This is a genomic window from Vandammella animalimorsus, assembly GCF_002288875.1.
Taxonomy (GTDB): Bacteria; Pseudomonadota; Gammaproteobacteria; order Burkholderiales; family Burkholderiaceae_C; genus Lampropedia; species Lampropedia animalimorsus.
Window position 1 is genome coordinate 175,982 of sequence record NZ_NTBH01000001.1, and the last position, 19,537, is coordinate 195,518.

Below are 19,537 nucleotides of genomic sequence, written 5' to 3' on the forward strand. Positions count from 1 at the left end.
CCAAGGAATGGCAGCCATGCACGCCCCCATTGACGCACCCTTTGACGCCCCCATTTCTTTGCAAGAAACCTTGGCGCAGCTGCACGAGCACTGGAAGCCGCTCATCCTGAACCGTGGCGATTTCGGCCTGCGCTTCGTGCGTTTTGTGGGCGACTTTGAATGGCACAGCCATGCGCACAGCGACAAGGCCGTGCTGGTGCTCAGCGGCGAAATGGGCATTCGCTTCAAGGATGCAGCGCCAGTGCGCATCCGCGCCGGCGAGCTCTTTGTGATGCCCAAGGGCGTGGAGCATCAGCCCCACGCTGAGCAGGAGTGCGCCATCGTGCTGATCGAGCAGGCCGGCCAGGGCGATTGAGCGAGCCCTGTTTTGCCAAGGCTCGCGTATGCGCCGGCCTGAGGCCGCTGCGAGTACAGCCTCAAGGCTTGGGCGAGAGGCTGGCGGCCAGGTCGATCAGCTCGATGAAGCTGCGGCGGTAGCCTTGCGGATCCTTGCCCAGGCCTTGCTGGGCCAGGCGCTTGGCGTCGCCATAGCCCCACTGGCCCAGGAAGGGGCTGCCGCGCAGCAGCTGGCCATAGCCAGCCACGGCGGCGGCAAACTGCCATTCGGCGCTGGGCTGGCCGCTGGCAGCCGCAGCAATGGGCTGGCTCAGCTCAGTGGCGCTGGCCTGGCCCGGCTTCTTGTAGCGGATGCGCAGCTCCCCCAGCTCGTTGCGCTTGGCCGCATCGCCTGCCGGCGGCTGGGCTGCATTTTGCTGGCCGTAGCGGCGCGGCACGTGCAGCGTGGGCTGGCCCACGGGCGTGATCTCGTAGAGCGCGGTGACGCTCTTGCCCGCGCCGATCTCGACCGCATCGACCGCGTCGTTGCGGAAGTCTGCTTCTGCCAGCACGCGGTTTTCATAGCCGATTAGGCGCCATTCGGCCACGGTGGCGGGGTTGAACTCCAACTGCAGCTTGACGTCGGCGGCCACGGTGTTGAAGGTGGCCGAGAGCTCCTCATCGAGCACCTTGCGCGCCTCCTGCAGGCTGTCGATGTAGCTGTAATTGCCATTGCCCACCTGGGCGATTTGCTGCATCAGGGCCTCGTTGTAGTTGCCCGTGCCAAAGCCCAGCGTGGTCAGCGAGACGCCGGATTTGCGCTCGCGCTCGACCATGTCGCGGATCTGGCGCACATCGCTGATGCCGACGTTGAAGTCGCCATCGGTGGCCAGCAGGATGCGGTTGATGCCGCCCTGGATGAAGCCGGCGCGCGCCTGCTGGTAGGCCAGGCGCAGCGCGGCCTCGCCCGCGGTGGAGCCGCCGGCCTGCAGCCGTTCGATGGCGGCAAGAATCTTTTGCTTGTCTTTGCCGCTGGTGGGCTCGAGCTCCACCGCCGTGCGCCCGGCATAGACCACCAGCGAGACCTTGTCTTGCGGGCGCAGCCGCTCGACCAGCAGGCGCAGGCTGGCCTGCACCAGCGGCAGCTTGTCGGCAGAGTTCATCGAGCCCGAGACATCGACCAGAAACACCAGGTTGGCCGGCGGCATGGCGCTGGCCTGTGCCTCCACAGCCTTCACGCCGATCTTGAGCAATTGGTGCTGAGGGTTCCAGGGCGCGGCCGCCAGCTCGGTGGTGACGGAGAACGGGTGCGCGCCGCTGGCCTGCGGGTAATCGAACGGGAAGTAGTTGATCAGCTCTTCCACGCGCACAGCGTCCTTGGGCGGCAGGCGGCCAGCTTGGATGAAGCGGCGCATGTTGGCGTAAGCGCCGGTGTCCACATCCAGGCTGAGGGTGGAGACGCTTTCCTGCGCCGTCCGTTTGACCGGATTGTCCTTGACCTCGTCATAGCGTTCTCGCTCCTGCCTGGGCCGCACGACATCGGGCATGGGCTGCATGCCAGTGGCGTAGAGCGTGACCGATTGCTGGGCCATGGACCTGGTGGTCGTGGCGGCATCTATGGCCGATGCGTACTCAGGAGCCGGGGCGGCCAATGGGGCGGGCGGCTGCGGCGCCGACTCGCGCTGGGGGCTGGATGCCGAATGTCCACCGGGGCTGCCGGAACAGGCCGCCAGCAGGCTGGCCAGCGCCAACAGCCCCAGCCCTGGCAGCCCATGGCGCGGGCGCAAGAGCTGCAAGCCACCACGGGCCTGGGGCCGTGGCTTTGCGTGGCAATGGACATGGGTGCGAAAACGGGACATGGGAGGCTCCTTTCCATCAAGAAGGGGGGAATAACAAATCCTGCAGCCAAACAGGGCTGCACAAGAGTGGCGCACGCAGTCAGGCTACATCCCTTTGTACGTTGGGCGGAACCCAAAAGGGTTAGAGCGTGTTGCGATTGTGTGCTGCGGCGCTGCAAAGCCTCACCGCACGCCGTCTCGGCCACATGCCTGCGATGCCAAAGCCACAGGCTTTTGCCGCAAGGCCACGCAGAGCGGAGCGTGTGAGGAAGCAATGGCCTGGCATGGCGGGTTCTACAAAGGCTGTGTAAAAAATAAGCAAAACTCAATGGGCTGCGATTCGTGTGGGTCGAAAAAGGATTTTGAGGAAATCCCCCCTCTCCCTGCCGAAAATTTGATTTGCAGATATTGGGGTATGGGGCATTGATTTCTCATATAACAATGAATGCATTGGTTGGGTTTTAGAGGGCTTTCTTGACGAATTTTATTTTTTCTGCTATGCTGCAAGGCATAAGTGGATTTCATTTTTTATCTCTCACCGTTTTTTTAGGTGGATGTTCTTTGTAATCCATTTGAGCATTTGCTTTCATTATTGATCCCGAAAGGAATTTTGTGAACCTGAATACTATCAAAGAGATCCAGTCCAAGAGATCCGACCCCAGCGTGACTATCACGCTGCCTACTTATCGCACCTCGCCCGATAACGACAAGGATCCCATTCGTTTGAAAAACTTGGTGAGCGAAGCCATCGAACAATTGGAGTCTAAATTTGGCAAGCGCGAAACCATGGACATTGCAGACGCTATTCGGCGCATGGCAGACGAGGTCGATCATGAGCACAATCTGGATGGACTGGTGATTTTTGCTAGTGCTGAATACAGCCAGTCATTCAAGCTGCCTTTCCGCCTGCCTGAGCGGGTGAGCATTGAGGATAACTTCCTGACCCGCGATCTGGTGTATGCCATGAATCGCAGCCCGCTTTATCTGCTGGTGGTTTTGAGCGAGAACGGCACACGCCTCTTTATTGGCCGCAAGGATTATCTCAACGAGATCAATGATTATGGCTTCCCGTTCAGCTTGAAGGGCAGCGTGGCAAACGCCAACCCCAGCCAGGACATCAGCCATGTGCGCGATCAAATCGTGACCGACAGCATGCGCGAGGTCGGGGAAGCCATTGCAGCAGCCCAGAAAGACACGCCCGCTCCGGTTGTGGTCGTGGGTGTGGATCGCAATATCGGCCATTTCCGTGACGGCGCGCGCAACAGCGATGACGTCATGCTCTACATCCACAGCGGCCACCACGATGAGGATGCGCATCAGCTGGCCAAGAAAATCTGGCCGCAAATCAAGGAAGCCCTGGATGAAGAGCGCCAGAAAATCTTCACCGAGCTGGAAAGCGCCAAGAGCAACCATCTGTTCGTCGGCGGCCTGAATGAAGTCTGGCAGGCAGCGATCGATGGCCGTGTCGAGGTGCTGGTGGTCGAGGAGGATTTGAGCATCCCCGCAGAAGTCAGCGAGGATGGCCGCCAGCTCAAGCTGTTGGAGTCGGCGCAATTGGCTGCCCCCTCCAAGGACAACAACGCTTATGAGGACATCGTCGATGAAATCATCGAGAAAGTCCTTGCCAACAATGGCCGCGTCCGCTTCGTGAACAACCAGAGCATGGCCAGCGTCAACCCGGATTTCGGCATGGCCGTGATCACTCGGTACTGATTAGGCTGATTTCTGATTTGAAGCCGTCTGAATGAAAAACCCCGCAGCTTGTTGCGGGGTTTTTCATTCAGACGGCATTTTGATTGCCAGCCAGTTTTTTTGCGTGCTGTGCCACTCAGCCCATGCGTGTTACGGTAAACCACAGGCTGCACCCAAGAAACCAGAGCTGTGTGCTGGCAAGAAAGGCCCGCTCGGCCAGGCCGAAAAACGCTTTCAGGCCGGGCAGCATAGTGAGAACCACGGCGCTGAGCGAGGCCAGCGCCAGGTAGCGCATGGCAATCAGGCTCAGGACGAGAGGCGTTGCAGCATCCAGCGCAAACGCTGGCGTGGCGCTGGCAATGGCCGTGTAGGCCGCCGCGAATGTGGCGATGGCCAGGGCCAGATGCAATCGCCCCTTGGCCGTGGCAGGCGCGTGTTTGGGATCGGTGGGAATCAGCACCACGCCGACGCGCAGCACGACCAGCAAAGCCATGCTGATCACAACCTTGGGCGCAAAAATGGGCGCGCTGGCGTGAAACAGCTCGATGGTCAGCAGCAGCGCCGCGGCCGTGCCAATGTGGCCGTACCAGCGAAACAGCGTGGCGTATGGGCCTCTGATGTACTGGCTGACCGGGTCATGTAGCCAATGCACAGACCGATCCAGTCGGTGCAGGGCGGCAAACAGCAGCAGCGCCGTGAGGTAAAGCGCGCAGCACAGACCCGAGAGCAGCATGGCGATGCTTACACCCCCCGCGCGCGATCGGCAGCAAATTGCTGGCGGAAGGCGGCAAAGCGGCCCTGTTCCAGCGCCTCGCGCACTTCGCGCATCAGGTTCAAGTAGTAGTGCAGGTTGTGGATGGTGGTGAGCATGGGGCCGAGCATTTCGCCGCAGCGGTCCAGGTGGTGCAGGTAGGCACGCGAGAAGCCTTCGCGCCCGCCGTTTTCCCAGCTCACGCCGCTGCTGCCTGCGCAGGCGTGGCAGGTGCAGGAAGGGTCCAGCGGTTGGTGGTCGGCCTTGTGGCGCGCGTTGCGGATCTTCAAATCGCCATAGCGGGTGAAGATGGTGCCGTTGCGCGCGTTGCGCGTGGGCATGACGCAGTCGAACATGTCCACGCCGCAGGCCACGCCCTCGACCAAATCCTCGGGCGTGCCCACGCCCATCAGATAGCGCGGCTTGTGTGCGGGCAGGCGGTGCGGCGTGTGGGCCATGATGCGGCGCATCTCTTCCTTGGGCTCGCCCACGCTGACGCCGCCGACGGCGTAGCCGGGAAAGTCCATCGCCACCAGTTGCTCCAGCGATTCCTGGCGCAGGTGCTCGAACATGCCGCCTTGCACGATGCCAAACAGCGCATTGGGGTTGTTCAGGCGGGCGAATTCTTCCTGGCTGCGGCGCGCCCAGCGCAGGCTCATCTCCATGGATTTGCGCGCCTCGGCCTCGGTGGTGATGTGGCCCTTGGTTTCGTAGGGCGTGCATTCGTCGAGCTGCATGACGATGTCCGAGTTCAGCGCTGTCTGGATTTGCATGCTGATCTCGGGCGACATGAACAGCTTGTCGCCATTGACGGGGCTGGCAAAGTGCACGCCTTCCTCGGTGATCTTGCGCATCTCGCCCAGGCTCCAGACCTGAAAGCCGCCGCTGTCGGTCAGGATGGGCTTGTGCCATTGCTCAAAAGCGTGCAACCCGCCAAAGGAGCGCATCACATCCAGCCCGGGGCGCATCCACAGGTGAAAGGTGTTGCCCAGGATGATTTGCGCGCCCATTTCATGCAGGCTGCGGGGCATCACGCCCTTGACGGTGCCATAGGTGCCCACGGGCATGAAGATGGGCGTTTGCACCACGCCGTGGTTGAGCGTGAGCGCGCCACGGCGCGCGTGGCTGGAGGCATCGGTGGCGAGAAGCTGAAATTGCAGCATGGCAGGGCAGGGGGGCGACGGAAAAAAAGAGGGCGATTATCGGCCAAGCGCCCGGGCCATCACTGCGTCAGGGGCTGGGCCTCGTCGATCCAAATGCAGGCGGCCATGCGGCCGCTGCTGCCCAGGCGGCGCGCATCTCGTCGATGGGAGAAGAACCACTGCGCATTGCTCAGCGTGCACCAGGGCGCGCTGCCATCGTTGCCGTAGATCGCCTCCACGCCCAGCGCCTGCAGGCGCTGCCTCGCCAGCGCCTGCAAGTTGGCGTACCAGCGCATCGGATCGGCAGTGCCGGGGGCGGGGCTGGCCTGCGCCGCAGAAGGGGCGGACGGCAGGGCGGGCGAAGGGGCGGCAAAGTAGCGGGCTGCAGCCGCATGGGCGCTGGCGGGCAGGCCGGCCAGAAATGCCTGGCGCACCTCGTTGCCGACCTCGAAGGCCGCGGGGCCGATGCACGGGCCCAGCCAGGCCAGCGTGTCGCGCGCAGCCTGCGCCGCAGGCAGGCCGCAGCGCCGCTGCACAGCCTGGGCAAACTGCGCCAGGCTGTGCTCCAGCACGCCCTGGCCATTGTGGCCAGCCAGGCCGCGCCAGCCGGCGTGGATGGCCGCCACGACGCGGGCCTGCCGATGGGCCAGCAGTACGGGCAGGCAATCGGCCACCAACATGGTGCAGGCCAGGCCAGGTTGGCTGGCCAGCGCGGCATCGGCCACCAACGGCGCGGGCCGCTGGCCAACTGCCGCATCACAGTCCGGCCCGTTGCAGCCAGCCCCGGCAGGCGGCAGGCCATCGCGCAACAGGGCATCGAGCGGCAAGACATCGCAGCCATGCACCTGTTGTACGAACACCGGCTGCGGCGCGCGCGCGTCCAGCGCCGTCATGGCGCGCTGCAGCAGCGCGCGGTTGGCGGCCACCCGCGCAGGCGCATCGCCCACGTGGTCGCCCAGGTTCCAGCCATCCCAGGGCGCGGGGCTGCAACCGCCCTGGCGGGTGGTGAACAGTGCCCGAACCCAGGGCGGGGCCGGCCAATCGGGGCGCAGCAGCGCCAGCGTGCCGCCATCGTCCAGCTGCAGCGTGTGCAGGCCGGGCGGCGCGATAGGGATGAATGGGGAGGAGGGACAGGGCATGGCGGCGCTTTAGCGCACCCAGGTGTTCATCTGGATGATGGGCAACAAAACGGCCAGCACGATGACCATCACGGCCAGGCCCATGGCCACGATGAGCAGCGGCTCGAGCATGGTGGCCAGGCGCACGGCGCGGCGCTGCACCTGGCTTTGTAGCTGGCGGGCGGCGCGTTCGAGCATCAGCGGCAGCTGGCCGGTTTGCTCGCCCAGGCGCGCGAACATGGACAGCAGCGCCGGATAGCGTTTTTTCTGTGCCAGCGCGGCCGCCAGCGGCGCGCCTTCGCGCACCAGGGCCAGGGCCTCCAGCGCGTCGCGGCGCATGCTGCGGTTGCCCACGGTTTGCGCGGCCGCTTGCAGGGCCTTGAGGATGGGCACGCCGGCGCCGCTGAGCATGGCCAGTGTGGAGGCAAAGCGCGCTGCATTGAATTGCGCGGCCAGTCGGCCCAGTATGGGCAGCTTCAGCCAGGCGGCGTCGAATTTCTCGCGCTGTGAGGGGATGCGCAGCCAACGTCCGAACAGCCAGGTCGCCAGCGCCAGCGCAGCCAGCAGCCACAGGCCGTAGGCGCGCAAGAAGGCGCTGATGCCCATGAGGATTTCCGTCAGCAGCGGCAGGCTGCGCCGGCCGCCGGCAAAGACGCTGGCAACTTGTGGCACGACGTAGCTGAGCAGGAAGATGACTATGACGACGCCCACCACGGTGACGATGGCCGGATACAGCGCCGCGCCGGTGATCTGGGCTTGCAGGGCCTGGCGGTTTTCCAGCTCGTCGGCCAGGCGCTCGAGCACCAGCGCCAGCTCGCCGCTTTGCTCGCCGGCGCCGACCACGGCCACATAAACCTCGGAGAATTCCTGCGGCCAGGCGGCCAGGGCGCGGGCGAAGCTGCTGCCGGCGTTGACCTCGGCGCGCAGGCTGGCCACCAGGTGCTGCTGGCGCAGGTCTTCGGCTTCCTCGGCCAGCATGGCCAGGGCGCGCTCCAGCGTCAGGCCGGAGGAGACCAGGCCGGCGAGTTGGCGCGTCCAGATAGCCAGCGCGGCGGCGTTGAAGACGCGCCGCCGCAGCCAGCCGCCGCCTGCGGCGGCCTGCGCCGGGGCGCTGGCAGCCACGGCATCGACGCGCAGCGGCACCAGGCCCTGCGTGCGCAGTTGCGAGCGCGCGCTGCGCGCGGAGTCGGCCTCCAGCGTACCTTTGCGCGGCTGGCCCAGTTCGTCGATGGCTTCGAAGGAGTAGGCGGGCATGAAGGGGCAGGTGTGCGAAGACTTGGAACGGGTTCTTAGACAGAGCGGCTCAGGCCGCCGTCCACGCGCAGGTTTTGGCCGGTGATGTAGGCCGCGCCATCCGAGGCGAGAAAGGCTACTGTGGCAGCGATTTCCTCGCTCTTGCCGTAGCGCTGCAGCGGCACGCTCTGGCGGCGCTCCTCGGTGGCTGGCAGGCTGTCGATCCAGCCGGGCAGGATGTTGTTCATGCGGATGTTGTCGGCGGCGAACTGGTCTGCAAACAGCTTGGTGAAGCTGGCCAACCCAGCGCGGAATACGGCCGAGGTGGGGAACATCGCGCTGGGCTCGAAGGCCCAGGCGGTGGAGATGTTGATGATGGCGCCGCCACCCTGGCGCTGCATCAACGGCACGACCAGGCGCGTCGGGCGCACGACGTTGAGCAAATAGGTGTCCATGCCGCGGTGCCAGTCCTCGTCGCGGAGCTCGAGCACCGGCGCGCGCGGGCCGTGGCCGGCGCTGTTGACCAGCACGTCCACGCGGCCCCAGCGCTGCTCGGCCAGGGCCACCAGGCGCTGCAGGTCTTGGGGCGATTGGTTGGAGCCGGTCACGCCCACGCCGCCGAGTTCGCGCGCCAGCGCCTCGCCCTTGCCGGAGGAGGAGAGGATGCCCACGGCAAAGCCATCGGCGGCCAGACGCCGCGCGGCGGCCGCGCCCATGCCGCTGCCGCCGGCGGTGATCAGGGCCACTTTTTGTGTCGTTGTCATTGCAAGCTCTCCTTTTAGAAAAATCATTGCGACCGCCGTGGCGGTTGAGGGTGCGCGTGCCGCCAGGCCCAGGGGGGCGTGGGCTCGCGCTGCGTCCACAGGCCCTTGCCGCTGCGCTGCGCCTGTTGCTGCAGGCGCAGCAGGCGCGGGTAGTCGCGCGCCGTGGCACGGTGCACCCAGGCCAGGCCTTGCGCGACCAGGCGCTCGGCCACGGGCACGCCGCCGCAGTGTAGATCGACCAGGGTGCGGCCATAGCGGTCGCGTTGCGCGCGCGCGGGCAGTTGCACGCGCTGGTGCAGGCACAGCGCGAGCAGCGCCTGCCTGGCGGCTTGGCCGTAGGGCTGGCGCAGCTCGGGCGCGTCGATGGCGCGCAGGCGCAGCTTGAGCCGTTGCGCGCGCGCGCCGTGCTGGCAGCGCGCCTGCAGCGAATCGCCATCGGAGACGCGGGTGACGATGCACTGCGCCGGCGTGGCCAGCGCGCCGGCAGCCTGGGCCGGGCCGATGGGCAGCAGCAGCCAGGCCAGGCAAAGCAGGCACCGCAGCCGCAGAGGAAGGGCGAGCAGCCGCGCAGGCCAATGGCGCAGGGCGTGGCCCCAGGCGTGGCGGGGGGCTGGCAGGCGGGCAGGGGGCGTCATGGCGCAGGCGCTGCGGCCGGTGCCGGGGCTGTTGCCAGGCCATCGTCCGACTGGGCCTGCGCCGAGGCCAGCTGGGCCTGGGCCAGGCCAGTGTGCATGTGGTTGCGCTGCGCCAGCTGCAAAAACAGCGCGCTGTGGTCCAGCGGGCCCAGCCCGCCATCGAGCGCCTGTTGGTAGAGCTGCGCCAGCAGCGCGGTGATGGGGGCTTCAAAGCCCAGCTCGGCGCTGCTGACCAGCACATTGCGCAAGTCTTTGAGTTGCACGCTCATGCGCCCGCGCGGCGCAAAATCGTGCGCCACCATGCGCTGGCCGTGCAGCTCCAGGATGCGGCTTTGGGCAAAGCCGCCAGCCATGGCCTCGCGCACTTTGGCCGGGTCGGCGCCGCCTTTTTCGGCCAGCAGCAGGCCCTCGGCCACGGCGCCGATGGTGATGCCCACGATCATCTGGTTGACCAGCTTGGCCAGCTGGCCGCTGCCAGCCTCGCCCACGCGGGTGGCGCGGCCCAGCACGGCCAGCAGGGCCTGCACCTGGGCGCGTTCGAAGACCTCGGCCGGCCCGCCGACCATGATGGCCAGGGTACCGGCCTGGGCGCCCACGGTGCCGCCCGAGACAGGCGCATCCAGCGCGAGCACGCCGCGCGCCTGCAGCAGCGCGGCGTGCTCGCGCGCCTCGCGCGGTTGCATCGAGCCCATGTCGATGAACAGGCTGCCAGGTCGCAGCGCCTGCGCCACGCCGTGCGCCTGCAGCACCTCGCGGCTGATGGCGCCGCTCTCGAGCATGGCGATGGTGATGTCGGCCGCCGCCACGGCCTGCGCGGCGCTGGCGTGGCCGTGCGCGCCAGCCTGGCACAGGGCCTCGGTCTTGCTGGCGGTGCGGTTCCAGACGTGCAGCGCATAACCCGCATCCAGCAGGCGCTGCGCCATGGGCTGGCCCATCAGGCCGGTACCCAGAAAGGCAATGGTCGGAGAGGTGCTGTCGGTGTGCATGTGGTGTTCTGTGGGGCGGGCAGGGCAAAGCAGGGGGTGAGTTTGGGTATAGTACGGCCCCGCCCGGGCCAGAGAGCCCGCACAAGCCCTTGTGCGGGTATTTTTTTGCGCTGCGCCTGGCGCGTGTTCCGTTTTTTCTCTTTTTTGCCCCTTCTCCCATGGCATCCATTTCCCTGCGCAACGTCATCAAACGCTACGGCCGTGGTGCCAAGGTCAATCAGGTCATTCACGGCATCAACGCAGAGATTGCCGATGGCGAGTTCATCGTGATCGTTGGCCCCTCGGGCTGCGGCAAGTCCACGCTGCTGCGCATGGTGGCCGGGCTGGAGGAAATCTCCGGCGGCGAGATCCTCATTGGAGGGCAGGTCGTCAATGACCTGGAGCCGGCGCGGCGCGACATTGCCATGGTGTTCCAGAACTACGCGCTGTACCCGCACATGAGCGTGTTCGAAAACATGGCCTACGGCCTGAAGATCGCCAAGACCCCGGCCGATGAAATCAAGCGCCGCGTGGACAAGGCCGCGCAAATCCTGGAGCTGGGGCATTTGCTCGAGCGCAAGCCGCGCGAGCTCTCGGGCGGGCAGCGCCAGCGCGTGGCCATGGGCCGCGCCATCGTGCGCCAGCCGCAGGTGTTCCTCTTCGATGAGCCGCTGTCCAACCTGGACGCCAAGCTGCGCGCGCAGACCCGGCTGGAAATTCAGAAGCTGCACCGCGAGCTGGGCATCACCTCGCTGTTCGTCACGCACGATCAGGTCGAGGCCATGACGCTGGCGCAGCGCATGATCGTGCTCAGCGGCGGGCACATGGAGCAATTTGGCACGCCCGAGGAGGTCTACCACACGCCAGCGACGACCTTCGTGGCCAGCTTCATCGGCTCGCCGCCGATGAACCTGCTCAAGCACGCCCCCGGCAGCCCGGATGGCTTGATGACCGGCATCCGCCCCGAACATCTGGATCTGGTCGAGCCTGGCCAGGGCTGGCCCGTGGTGGTCGAATCGGTGGAGTTGCTGGGCGCCGAGCGCCTGATTTACGCCCGCTTGCAGGACGAAAGCCTGATCGTGCGCATCGAGGAAGGCCATTTCGTGCCCGAGCCGGGCCAGACGTTGTACGTGCAGCCCCGCGCCGGGCGCCTGCATTTCTTCGACGCCGAAAGCGGTCTGCGCGTCGAGCGCGCGGCCTGAGCCTGCTGCGCCAAGCCCTGCTCGGGGCGGTGGCCTGCGCCTTCTGATCCCTCGATCAGCGCCTGTCCGTGTGCAGGCGCTCGGCCATCTCTCCCGTCTTGCGCAGAGCGTGATCAGGCCCGTGATCAGGCCCTCTCTCAGGCAAGGCTTCAGGCATCGGCCATGCTCAGCGCCTCCTGCATGTCCACGGCCACGATGCGCGAGACGCCGCGCTCTTGCATGGTCACGCCGATGAGCTGCTCGGCCATTTCCATGGCGATCTTGTTGTGGCTGATGTAGAGGAACTGGGTGTGCGCGCTCATGCGCTTGACCAGGCGCGCATAGCGCTCGGTGTTGGCATCGTCCAGCGGCGCGTCCACCTCGTCGAGCAGGCAGAAGGGCGCAGGGTTGAGCTGGAAGATGGCAAACACCAGGGCAATGGCCGTCAAGGCCTTTTCGCCGCCTGAGAGCAGATGGATGGTCTGGTTGCGCTTGCCCGGCGGCTGGGCCATGACCTGCACGCCTGAGTCGAGGATTTCCTCGCCCGTCATGATGAGCTTGGCCTGGCCACCGCCGAACAGCTCGGGGAACATGGCGCCAAAGTGCTGGTTGACGGTGTCGAAGGTGCTTTGCAGCAGCTCGCGGGTTTCGGCGTCGATGGTGCGAATCGCTTCTTCCAGCGTGGCCATGGCCTCTTGCAGGTCGCTGGCCTGCGCGTCCAGGTAGGTTTTGCGCTCATTGGCCTGGCCCAGCTCCTGCAGCGCAGCCAGGTTGACGGGGCCCAAGGCCTCCATCTGGCGCTGCATGCGCTCGATCTCGCCTTGCAGGCCTTCTAGACGCACCTTGCCCTGGGCGATGCTGTGGGCCACGGCCTGTTTGTCGCTCTCGGCCTCGGTCAGCAGCTCTTCGAATTGCTGCCAGGCCAGTTGCGCGGCCTGCTCTTTCAGGCGCAGCTCGGTGATGCGCTGGCGCAGCGGCTCCAGCGCGCGCTCTTTGTGCATGCGGGCCTCGTCGGAGGCGCGCAGCTGACGGCCCATTTCGTCGTAGTGCTGGCGCGCTTGCTGCAGGCGCTGCTCGCAGTCGAGCTTGACGGCCTGAGCCTGCTCCAGGCCGTCGAGTGCGCCAGTCTCGGCAAAGCGCGCCTGTTCGATCTGCGCCTGTTCGAGCTCCTGCTGCAGGGCCTGCAGCTGCTGATCGGCGGTGGCCAGGCTGCGCTGCAGCTCTTGGCGGCGGTGCTGGATGCTTTGCTGGCCGAACTGCGACTCTTGCAGCTGGCGCTCGAGTTGACGCAGCTGCTCGCGCGCCTGGCCCAGTTGGCGTTCGGCCGCGTCCACGGCCTCATCCTGCGTGAATTGCAGGGCCTGGGCCTCGGCCAGTTGGGCGTCGAGCTCCTCAAAGCGTGCTTCGGTCTCGATGCTGCGCGCCTGCAATTCCTCCTGGCCTTGCTGCAGCTCCTGCCAATCGTCCTCCAGCCGAGCGTGCGCGGCGCGCAGCTGCTCGGCCTGCTGGCTCAGCCGCATGACTTCGACCTGCAGCTGGTGGGCCTGTTTTTGCGCCTGATCGGCGGCGCTGCGGCGCTGCTGCAGTGCGGCGGCGGCCTCTTGGTAGGCACTCTCGGCCTGGGCCTGGGCGCTGCGCTGCGCCTGCACGGTGGCCTCTTGCGCCTGGCAGTCGGCCTGCAGGGCCTCGATCTCCTGGGCGCGCGCCAGCAGGCCGGCCTGCTCGCTGTCTTCGGCGTAAAAGCCCAGGCTGTGGCCGGTGACGCTGTGGCCCTGGGCCAGCAGGATTTGCTCGCCCGAGCGCAGCAGGCTGCGGGCGGCCAGCGCGTCGTCCAGGTGGGCGGCGCTGTAGCAGCCCTGTAGCCAGTCGGCCAGCACGGCCTGCAGCTGCGGGTTGTCGCAGCGGATTTTCTCGCTCAGCGGTGGCAGGGTCATGGCCGGGTTGGGGGCGGCGGCCGGTGTGGCGGCGGGCGCGGCGGGTGTGTGGTCAGGGCCGCTGGCGTAGAACACCAGCTTGACGGGTGGGCGGCGCTCGGCGCTGGCAAAGCCGCGGATGCGCTCCAGGTCGGAGACGGGCAGGGCGGCCATGCGCTCGCGCAGCGCGGCTTCGACGGCCTGCTCCCAGCCGCTGTCCACGTGCAGCTGGCGCCACAGCGGCTCGAACTGCTCCAGCCCGTGCTCGGCCAGCCAGGGGGCGAGCTTGCCTTCGGCCTGCACCTTGTCTTGCAGGGCGCGCAGCGCCTGCAGCCGCGCCTCCAGGCTGGCGAGCTTGCCGGCGCTGGCCTGCAGCGCGTTTTGCGCTTGGCGGCGCTGGTTGTCCAGCTCGGGCAGGCTGTCCTCCAACTCGGCCCAGGCGGCCTGGGCCAGCTCGGCCTCCTCGCGCGCCAGCTCCAGCGCCTGCTGTTGCTGGGCCAGCTGCTGCTCGTCGATGGGCTGCAGGCCGCGGCGCTCTTGCTCGATGCGCTCCATGCGGGCCTGCTGCTGCTGCTGGCGCTCGGCCAGGCCGCGCTGCTCGGCGGCCAACACCTGCAGCTGCTGCTGCACGTGCTGGGCCTGCTGGCGCGCCTGCTCGGCCTGCTCGCGCGCCTGGCGCCAGGCCTGCTCCAGCTCGGGCAGCTGGGCGCTGTGCTCGTCGAGCTGGGCGGCAAGGATTTCGCTGCGTTCCAGCGCGCTGGCGTCGTCGCCTTCGAGCGCGCTCAGGTGCTCGCTGGATTGGTTGGAGCTGTGCTGCCACTGCGCCATCTGCTGCTGCAACGTGCCAATGCGCTGTTCGGCGCGCTGCTTGCCTTCGAGCACGAAGCGGATTTCGGCTTCGAGCTTTCCGACCTCGGCCGAGGCTTCATAGAGCGCGCCCTGGGCGCTGTTGACCTGCTCGCCGGCGGCGTAGTGCTGCTCGCGCGCCTGCTCCAGTTGCGCAGCGGCGATTTCGATCTCGCCGGTGTGCTGCTGCAGCTCATCCATGGCCTGCTGGCCGGCGGCCTGGGCCTGGGCCAGTTCCTGCTCGGCCTTTTGCTGGCGCAGCAGCCACAGTTGCTGCTGCGCCTGGGTGACGCGCTCTTGCAGCTGGGTGTACTGCGCGGCGACCTCGGCCTGGGCCTGCAGCTTGCCCAGCTGGCTGCCCAGCTCGCGCAGGATGTCTTCAATGCGGGTGAGGTTTTCGCGCGTGTCCTTCAGGCGCGCCTCGGTCTCCTTGCGGCGCTCTTTGTATTTGGAGACGCCGGCCGCTTCCTCCAGGAACAGACGCAGCTCCTCGGGCTTGGATTCGATGATGCGGCTGATCGTGCCCTGGCCGATGATGGCGTAGGCGCGCGGGCCCAGGCCGGTGCCCAGAAACACGTCCTGCACGTCCTTGCGACGCACCTGCTGGTTGTTGATGTAGTAGCTGCTGGCGCCCTCGCGCGTGAGCACGCGCTTGACGGCGATTTCGCCAAATTGGTTCCACTGCCCGCCTGCGCGGTGGTCGGCGTTGTCGAACACCAGCTCCACGCTGGAGCGGCTGGCAGGCTTGCGTGTGTGCGTGCCGCTGAAGATCACGTCCTGCATGGACTCGCCGCGCAGCTCGCTGGCCTTGGATTCGCCCAGCACCCAGCGCACCGCATCCATGATGTTGGACTTGCCGCAGCCATTGGGGCCGACCACGCCCACCATCTGGCCTGGCAGCAGGAAGTTGGTCGGCTCGGCAAAGGACTTGAAGCCGGCGAGCTTGATGGAATTGAGGCGCACGGAGGGAAAACGGGCTGGACTGTTGCGGCGGCGCGCGTGGCGACCTGGATGCCGCCGGGCGCTGCCACTACAAAACAAAAGCAAAAGCCGCCAATGGTAAAGGCAGTAAAGGCAACGGGCGGTTTCAGGGCCCGTTCAACACAGGGGCATCAGGCAGGGCATCAGATCAGTTCTGCAGGCTGCGCACAAAGGCGGCGATGCGCCCGGCGGCCTCCAGGCACTCGGCGGTCTCGGCCACCAGCGCCATGCGCACGCGGCCTGCGCCGGGGTTGATGCCCGCGGCCTCGCGCGCCAGATAGCTGCCGGGCAGCACGGTGACGGCCTGCTGTTCATACAGCGCACGGGCAAACTGCATATCGCTCAGGCCCAGCTGAGGCGGGATGCCGGCCCACAGGTAAAAGCCCGCATCGGGCAGGCGCACGTCCAGCACGGGCTGCAGCACGGGCGTGACCTGGGCGAACTTCTCGCGGTAGAGCTGGCGGTTGTGCGCCACGTGCGTCTCATCGCCCCAGGCGGCGATGCTGGCGGCCTGCACCGGCGGGGCCATGGCGCAGCCGTGGTAGGTGCGGTAGAGCAAGAACTGCTGCAGGATGCCCGCATCGCCGGCCACGAAGCCGCTGCGCATGCCCGGCACATTGCTGCGCTTGGACAGGCTGGTGAGCATGACCAGGCGCTGCCAGTCGCGCCCGAGCTGGCGCGCCGCCTGCAGCGCGCCCAGCGGCGCTTCATCCTGGAAATAGATTTCGCTGTAGCACTCATCGCTGGCGATAACGAAACCGTGCCGCTCGCTCAGCGTAAACAGCTTGTCCCACTCGGCCAGCGGCATCACCGCGCCGGTGGGGTTGCCCGGCGAGCAGGTGAACACCAACTGCGTGCGTTGCCAGACGGCCTCGGGCACGGCATCCCAATCCACGGCGAAATTGCGCGCTGGATCGCTGTTGACGTAATACGGCTGCGCGCCAGCGAGCAGCGCCGCGCCCTCGTAGATTTGGTAGAAGGGGTTGGGGCAGACGACGATGGCCTGCGCATCGCCCGGATCGACGACGGCCTGGGTGAGCGCAAACAGCGCCTCGCGCGAGCCGTTGACCGGCAGCACCTCGCGCTCGGCATCGGCCTGCACGCCATAGCGGCGCTGCAACCACTGCGCGCAGGCCTGGCGCAGCGCCGGCGTGCCCGCCGTGGCCGGGTAGTTGGCCAGGCCCGGGTCGTGCAGGGCCTGGGCATAGGCATCGAGCACCAGCTGCGGCGTGGCATGGCGCGGCTCGCCAATGCCCAGGCTGATGGGCGCCAGCGCCGCATTGGGCGCAACACCGGCAAACAACTGGCGCAGGCGCTCGAACGGATAAGGGTGCAGGGATTGAAGGCGCGGATTCATGGGGCGCGATTATCGGCTCGGTGTGGCATGGGGCTGTATGAATCGTGCGTGCCTGGTGTCGAGCTGCTTGCGCATCGGGGCAGCGCGATGCCCTATGCTTTCGCGCATGACCACATGCCATGCAGATCAAAAAGAACGCCAAGCTGCGCCATCGGCGCGCATTCAGGCCATTTCGCTGGATTTGGACGATACGCTCTGGCCCGTCTGGCCGGCCATTGCGCAGGCCGAGGCTGATTTGCTGGCCTGGATGCAGACGCACACCCCGGCGGCGGCGCGGCTTTGGGCCGAGCCGGGCGCGGCGCGGGCCTGGCGCGCGCAGGTCGAGGCCGCCCATCCGCAGCGGGCGCACGATTTGTCGTTTCTGCGCCTGCAAACCATTGCCCTGGCCATGCAGGCCGCCGGCGAGCAGGCCGCGCCGCAGCGCGCGCAGCAGGCCTTCGAGGTCTTTTTTGCCGCGCGCCAGCGGGTGCAGCCGTTTGCCGAGGTGGCCCAGGCGCTGGACTGGCTGGCGGCGCGCTACCCGCTGCTGGCGCTGAGCAATGGCAATGCCGATGTGCTGGCCATGCCCATCGGCCGCTGCTTTACCGCCAGCCTGCCGGCGCGCGAGGCTGGCCATGCCAAGCCCGATGCACGCATCTTCAGGCTGGGCGCGCAGCGCCTTGGGCTGCCACCGCAGGCCGTGCTGCACGTGGGCGATGATCCGCTGCTGGACGTGGCCGGGGCCCGCAATGCCGGCATGCAGGCGTTCTGGCTCAATCGTGAAGGTAAGACCTGGCCTGCCGAAGCCGGGCCGCTGCCGCCGCAAGCGGCCGATCTGTTGCAGCTTTGCCAATGGCTGCAGCAGCCGGGTGATGCCTGTTGAACCAACCCGGCAGACCTGTCTGGCCGGGCATTGGGGGGCAGGGCCTTCAGTTATACTCAACCGGTTTATCTCACCCGTTCTGATCTGGCCCGTTGGTCACCTGAAAGCGCTTGCGGCGGGCCTCGCTGGGCTTGGCCTGCGCCTTGCCAGCGGCCATTTTTGCGCGCTGCTGCCAGATCGAAAAATGCACAGGCAGGGCGGGGCCTGACGAATCCTTTTTGAGGTGATTGCGTGCTTTTGTCTCTACAGCAGGGGGATTTCCCCATTGCGCTTTTGGTGCTGGCCGACGGCACGGTGTTCACGGGCAATGCCATCGGGGCCGAGGGCTCCACGGTCGGTGAGGTGGTGTTCAACACCTCGATGACGGGCTATCAGGAAATCCTCACCGACCCGAGCTACTGTCAGCAGATCGTGACGCTGACCTACCCCCACATCGGCAACTGCGGCGCCAATGACGAGGACGACGAGTCCACCCAGACCTTCGTGGCCGGCCTGGTGATCAAGGATTTGCCCTTGCTGGCCAGCAACTTCCGCAGCACGCAGTCGCTGCAGGAGTTCCTGCGTCGCCGTGGCGTGGTGGCCATCGCCAACATCGACACGCGCAAGCTCACGCGCCATCTGCGTGAAAACGGTGCGCAAAATGGCTGCATCATGGCTTTGCCCGCTGGCGAGCAGGCCTCGCCGGAGGTGATCGCCAAGGCCCGGCAGCAGGCCCAGGCCGCGCCGTCCATGAGTGGCCTGGATCTGGCGCAGCGCGTGAGCACCGACAAACCTTACGAGTGGATGCAGACATCCTGGGTGCTGGGTCAGGGCTACGGTCAACAGACCGAACCCAAGCTGCATGTGGTGGCCTACGACTTTGGCGTCAAGCGCAACATCTTGCGCATCCTGGCCGACAAGGGCTGTCGGGTGACGGTGGTGCCGGCCAAGACCCCGTTTGATGAAGTGCTGGCCATGCAGCCCAATGGCGTGTTCCTCTCCAACGGGCCTGGCGATCCTGAACCCTGCGATTACGCCATCGAGGCCGCGCGCCGCGCGATCGACAGCGGTCTGCCGACCTTTGGCATTTGCCTGGGTCACCAAATCATGGCGCTGGCGCTGGGCGGCAAGACCTACAAGATGAAGTTCGGCCACCATGGCGGCAACCACCCGGTCAAGGACCACGACAACGGCCGCGTGAGCATCACCAGCCAGAACCACGGCTTTGCCGTCGATGCCCAGTCGTTGCCGGCCACGGTGCGGGTGACGCACACCAGCCTGTTCGATGGCACGGTGCAGGGCCTGGCCCATGCCGACAAGCCCGCGTTCTGCTTCCAAGGCCACCCGGAGGCCTTGCCCGGCCCGCACGACATCGCCTATCTTTTCGACCATTTCATCCAGCTCATGCGCCGCCAGGCTGCGTGAGTGCGGGCTGGCAGCAAAGGCTGCGGTGCTGGCCTTTCATCCACGACTTGATTCGAGCATCTGATCCATGAAACTCTTCAGCTTTCCTGCCACGGCCCTGGAAAAGGCCATCGCCAAGCGCATGCTGACGCTGGAGCCCGGCGCGCGCGAGTGGTTTTCCGAGCGTTGGGCGCAAAAGCCCTACAAAAAGGCCTTCATCGAGAAGAAGGCCATGCCGCTGGTGATCTTCATTGCCAAGGGCAAGAACTGGAGCGATGAAGAGTTCGAGCAGGAGTTGCTCGACTGGGATGTGAATTTCTACCCGGCCGAGGTCGACGTGCTGCGCCCCATCGCCGAAGGCGAGGGCATGCTGCAGCTGATGCAGAAGAAAGTGCAGCCCGAGCGCCTGGAAAAGCTGCTGGCGCACATCCAATCGCGCACCATCAGCGGCGCTGCCTGATGTGGCCTGCAACACAGAGCGATGGCAAGTGCCAGGCACTGTACGGGTCGCATGGCCTGGGCCTGGCCGCAGCGGCGGGCGGTTTCAACAACCGCCTTTTC

General features: G+C 66.4%; 16 protein-coding genes. 6 read left to right on the forward strand and 10 right to left on the reverse strand.

The window, feature by feature from the left end; genetic code table 11:
- The first annotated feature begins 16 nt into the window (after window positions 1–16).
- Complete coding sequence (locus tag CLI93_RS00730; protein WP_172424238.1) at window positions 17–355, forward strand: cupin domain-containing protein; 339 nt, start codon at window positions 17–19, stop codon at window positions 353–355.
- A gap of 61 nt (window positions 356–416) precedes the next feature.
- Here the strand turns inward: CLI93_RS00730 and CLI93_RS00735 are convergent, their stop codons facing one another.
- Window positions 417–2,174, reverse strand: coding sequence for a vWA domain-containing protein (locus CLI93_RS00735; RefSeq protein WP_095541941.1), 1,758 nt, complete (start codon window positions 2,172–2,174; stop codon window positions 417–419).
- Between the two features lie 591 nt (window positions 2,175–2,765).
- On the opposite strand from CLI93_RS00735, the gene CLI93_RS00740 reads away from it, so the two are divergent.
- On the forward strand, window positions 2,766–3,866 hold the full coding sequence (locus CLI93_RS00740; RefSeq protein ID WP_095541942.1) for an AOC03_06830 family ribosome hibernation factor: 1,101 nt from the start codon (window positions 2,766–2,768) through the stop codon (window positions 3,864–3,866).
- Window positions 3,867–3,981: 115 nt separating this feature from the next.
- On the opposite strand, the gene CLI93_RS00745 is transcribed toward CLI93_RS00740, so the two are convergent.
- From CLI93_RS00745 to CLI93_RS00775, 7 genes are read right to left on the reverse strand one after another with little or no spacing between them, the layout of a single operon-like run.
- Window positions 3,982–4,578, reverse strand: coding sequence for a DUF998 domain-containing protein (locus CLI93_RS00745; RefSeq protein WP_095541943.1), 597 nt, complete (start codon window positions 4,576–4,578; stop codon window positions 3,982–3,984).
- Window positions 4,579–4,586: 8 nt separating this feature from the next.
- The gene (tgt, locus tag CLI93_RS00750) at window positions 4,587–5,759 is read right to left on the reverse strand and encodes a tRNA guanosine(34) transglycosylase Tgt (protein ID WP_095541944.1); all 1,173 of its coding nucleotides are present in this window, start codon (window positions 5,757–5,759) and stop codon (window positions 4,587–4,589) included.
- Window positions 5,760–5,818: 59 nt separating this feature from the next.
- The gene (locus tag CLI93_RS00755) at window positions 5,819–6,877 is read right to left on the reverse strand and encodes a purine nucleoside phosphorylase YfiH/LACC1 family protein (RefSeq protein WP_095541945.1); all 1,059 of its coding nucleotides are present in this window, start codon (window positions 6,875–6,877) and stop codon (window positions 5,819–5,821) included.
- 9 nt (window positions 6,878–6,886) lie between these two features.
- Window positions 6,887–8,110 carry a type II secretion system inner membrane protein GspF gene (gene gspF, locus CLI93_RS00760; RefSeq protein WP_095541946.1) on the reverse strand — a complete coding sequence of 408 codons (1,224 nt, stop codon included), beginning with the start codon at window positions 8,108–8,110 and terminating at the stop codon, window positions 6,887–6,889.
- 35 nt (window positions 8,111–8,145) lie between these two features.
- Window positions 8,146–8,853: an SDR family oxidoreductase gene (locus tag CLI93_RS00765; RefSeq protein ID WP_095541947.1), complete on the reverse strand. Its 708-nt coding sequence runs from the start codon at window positions 8,851–8,853 to the stop codon at window positions 8,146–8,148.
- A gap of 23 nt (window positions 8,854–8,876) precedes the next feature.
- Window positions 8,877–9,488 carry a thermonuclease family protein gene (locus CLI93_RS00770; protein ID WP_095541948.1) on the reverse strand — a complete coding sequence of 204 codons (612 nt, stop codon included), beginning with the start codon at window positions 9,486–9,488 and terminating at the stop codon, window positions 8,877–8,879.
- Entirely contained in the window at window positions 9,485–10,474 is a 990-nt protein-coding gene (locus tag CLI93_RS00775) for an NAD(P)-dependent oxidoreductase (RefSeq protein ID WP_095541949.1), read from the reverse strand. Before CLI93_RS00775 ends, CLI93_RS00770 begins: the two co-directional genes overlap by 4 nt.
- A gap of 158 nt (window positions 10,475–10,632) precedes the next feature.
- Here CLI93_RS00775 and CLI93_RS00780 point away from each other — a divergent pair, with 158 nt between their 5' ends.
- A complete protein-coding gene (locus tag CLI93_RS00780; protein ID WP_095541950.1) occupies window positions 10,633–11,655 on the forward strand; it encodes a sn-glycerol-3-phosphate import ATP-binding protein UgpC in 1,023 nt (340 codons plus the stop codon).
- A 149-nt stretch (window positions 11,656–11,804) separates the two neighbouring features.
- Here the strand turns inward: CLI93_RS00780 and smc are convergent, their stop codons facing one another.
- Window positions 11,805–15,356 carry a chromosome segregation protein SMC gene (gene smc / locus CLI93_RS00785; RefSeq protein ID WP_095541951.1) on the reverse strand — a complete coding sequence of 1,184 codons (3,552 nt, stop codon included), beginning with the start codon at window positions 15,354–15,356 and terminating at the stop codon, window positions 11,805–11,807.
- A 166-nt stretch (window positions 15,357–15,522) separates the two neighbouring features.
- Complete coding sequence (gene dapC / locus CLI93_RS00790; protein ID WP_095541952.1) at window positions 15,523–16,731, reverse strand: succinyldiaminopimelate transaminase; 1,209 nt, start codon at window positions 16,729–16,731, stop codon at window positions 15,523–15,525.
- 106 nt (window positions 16,732–16,837) lie between these two features.
- Between dapC and CLI93_RS00795 the strand changes: the two genes are divergently transcribed.
- The 3 genes from CLI93_RS00795 to CLI93_RS00805 all read left to right on the forward strand — a co-directional run bounded on the left by CLI93_RS00795 (window position 16,838) and on the right by CLI93_RS00805 (window position 19,436).
- Window positions 16,838–17,593: an HAD family hydrolase gene (locus CLI93_RS00795; RefSeq protein ID WP_095542021.1), complete on the forward strand. Its 756-nt coding sequence runs from the start codon at window positions 16,838–16,840 to the stop codon at window positions 17,591–17,593.
- A 231-nt stretch (window positions 17,594–17,824) separates the two neighbouring features.
- Window positions 17,825–18,997, forward strand: a complete 1,173-nt coding sequence (gene carA, locus CLI93_RS00800; RefSeq protein ID WP_172424239.1) for a glutamine-hydrolyzing carbamoyl-phosphate synthase small subunit — start codon at window positions 17,825–17,827, stop codon at window positions 18,995–18,997.
- Window positions 18,998–19,064: 67 nt separating this feature from the next.
- Window positions 19,065–19,436, forward strand: coding sequence for a hypothetical protein (locus tag CLI93_RS00805; RefSeq protein ID WP_095541954.1), 372 nt, complete (start codon window positions 19,065–19,067; stop codon window positions 19,434–19,436).
- Window positions 19,437–19,537 lie beyond the last annotated feature (101 nt).

What these genes read in the sequence shown, in the direction of transcription:
- CLI93_RS00730 (WP_172424238.1), top strand. Translation starts at nt 17, where the DNA reads ATGCACGCCCCCATTGACGCACCCTTTGACGCCCCCATTTCTTTGCAA.
- CLI93_RS00735 (WP_095541941.1), bottom strand. Translation starts at nt 2,174, where the DNA reads ATGTCCCGTTTTCGCACCCATGTCCATTGCCACGCAAAGCCACGGCCC.
- CLI93_RS00745 (WP_095541943.1), bottom strand. Translation starts at nt 4,578, where the DNA reads ATGCTGCTCTCGGGTCTGTGCTGCGCGCTTTACCTCACGGCGCTGCTG.
- tgt (WP_095541944.1), bottom strand. Translation starts at nt 5,759, where the DNA reads ATGCTGCAATTTCAGCTTCTCGCCACCGATGCCTCCAGCCACGCGCGC.
- CLI93_RS00755 (WP_095541945.1), bottom strand. Translation starts at nt 6,877, where the DNA reads ATGCCCTGTCCCTCCTCCCCATTCATCCCTATCGCGCCGCCCGGCCTG.
- gspF (WP_095541946.1), bottom strand. Translation starts at nt 8,110, where the DNA reads ATGCCCGCCTACTCCTTCGAAGCCATCGACGAACTGGGCCAGCCGCGC.
- CLI93_RS00765 (WP_095541947.1), bottom strand. Translation starts at nt 8,853, where the DNA reads ATGACAACGACACAAAAAGTGGCCCTGATCACCGCCGGCGGCAGCGGC.
- CLI93_RS00770 (WP_095541948.1), bottom strand. Translation starts at nt 9,488, where the DNA reads ATGACGCCCCCTGCCCGCCTGCCAGCCCCCCGCCACGCCTGGGGCCAC.
- CLI93_RS00775 (WP_095541949.1), bottom strand. Translation starts at nt 10,474, where the DNA reads ATGCACACCGACAGCACCTCTCCGACCATTGCCTTTCTGGGTACCGGC.
- CLI93_RS00780 (WP_095541950.1), top strand. Translation starts at nt 10,633, where the DNA reads ATGGCATCCATTTCCCTGCGCAACGTCATCAAACGCTACGGCCGTGGT.
- dapC (WP_095541952.1), bottom strand. Translation starts at nt 16,731, where the DNA reads ATGAATCCGCGCCTTCAATCCCTGCACCCTTATCCGTTCGAGCGCCTG.
- CLI93_RS00795 (WP_095542021.1), top strand. Translation starts at nt 16,838, where the DNA reads ATGACCACATGCCATGCAGATCAAAAAGAACGCCAAGCTGCGCCATCG.
- CLI93_RS00805 (WP_095541954.1), top strand. Translation starts at nt 19,065, where the DNA reads ATGAAACTCTTCAGCTTTCCTGCCACGGCCCTGGAAAAGGCCATCGCC.